General features: G+C 45.6%; 1 protein-coding gene. It reads right to left on the bottom strand.

Annotation, left to right across the window (positions count from 1 at the left end; all coding sequences use genetic code 11):
- Positions 1-131: 131 nt before the first annotated feature.
- Entirely contained in the window at positions 132-1,190 is a 1,059-nt protein-coding gene (locus ACFWYS_RS46620; RefSeq protein WP_376642743.1) for a hypothetical protein, read from the bottom strand.
- Between the last annotated feature and the right edge of the window lie 127 nt (positions 1,191-1,317).

Genomic DNA, 1,317 nt, shown 5'->3' with positions numbered 1-1,317 from the left:
CCCCATGTTTGGATATAATTCTGCGGCATGGTAGAACATTTCACCTAGACCCATTTGTGATGGTGCGTTCATATAAATCCTCCTTCGTAGTAGTCAAATAAGAAAAGGAGGGAAAAGCCCTCCCGCGTGTATTAATGCAAGCGTGAAAGCTTTTCAGCAACGATTTTCACGCGCCCGCCTTTTTGAGTATTGAAGCGAATCCAAAACTCTGTAAGACGTTCGGTGTCAATATAGTCACGAGAGCCGCCGAGGTTTGGCAAGCCTTGGTTAGAGAAGTCAAACACATAAACCCCATCCGGTAAGACATAACCCAAGTCCGAATGATTTCGGGCTGCAAGTGCTGACGGCTTAATGCTGTAAGGGATGTCGGCTTGGTTAAATACCAATTCCAAGTTGCCCGCAAAGTCGCTGTCCTTCAGCGGGTTGCCTGACTCATCCGTAAAGTAAAACATGAGTTTACGGTAGATCGTCCCTGTCTGAAGCTTCACGATATTTTGACCGTTCCCGGTGAACTGTTCGCCTTTTTCGTTTACAAGCTTCAGGACAGAAATATCCGGCATAGCTTGTGGTACAGAAGGGACGGAGAACGTTTCAATTGTCGGCGTGATTTTCAATTGCTTCAGTGTAACGGTGTCTCCAGTAGCCAACTGATACGCGTCTTGCGCGCGTGCTGTATCAATCTGAAGGGAAACGGTTGTCTCCTCGTTTTGTAGCAAGATAAGACCGACCGGGTCACGTTGGTTTAAAGTTAATGGCAGCGCGACTTGGAATTTAATACGCGCGTCTTTACCTGACGTGCTCGCGGCTGTTTCAATGTAAGATAACGCCCGCGGACTTGATGCAGGTAATAGAACGTCTGGATTCAATCGGTTTAAGCTGTATAGGTGAAGGGCTTCGCCTGACACAACAAAAGGACGGAATCCACTGTTTAATTCCAGTGCAATATTTCTGATAATCTGGTATGGTGAAAATGGTTTAGTTGGAATTGCCGCGTTCTGCGATTTGAGAGAGACAGTCGCGTCAAATTCAACTAAAATTTGTGATAGCAGGCGTACTTTCGGTAGGTTGAATGATACCGTTTGTGCGTCCTCTGTCACTGTCTGTGTACCCATCATCTGCCATGTTTGGCGGGTAGCCTGCGAGAATAGTTGAGCCTTTGCCTGTGCTGATAGTTGCTGTTGAGTTGCCATAAATTAAAATTCCTCCTTAGACTTCTGCCGCGATTGTAGATACAACCGGGATATGATATTTTGCTGAAGCTTTCTTAATAATCCACATGAAAACCATCGTGATAAATACAGTAATGAACGTATGAAC

The sequence above is a fragment of the Streptomyces sp. NPDC059010 genome, assembly GCF_042740355.1.
In the GTDB taxonomy this organism is placed as follows: Bacteria; Actinomycetota; Actinomycetes; order Streptomycetales; family Streptomycetaceae; genus Streptomyces.
This window is presented reverse-complemented; position numbering and strand designations above follow the sequence as displayed.

Bases quoted from the DNA above. Each gene is read 5' to 3' on its own strand.
- ACFWYS_RS46620 (WP_376642743.1), bottom strand. From the start codon at position 1,190: ATGGCAACTCAACAGCAACTATCAGCACAGGCAAAGGCTCAACTATTC.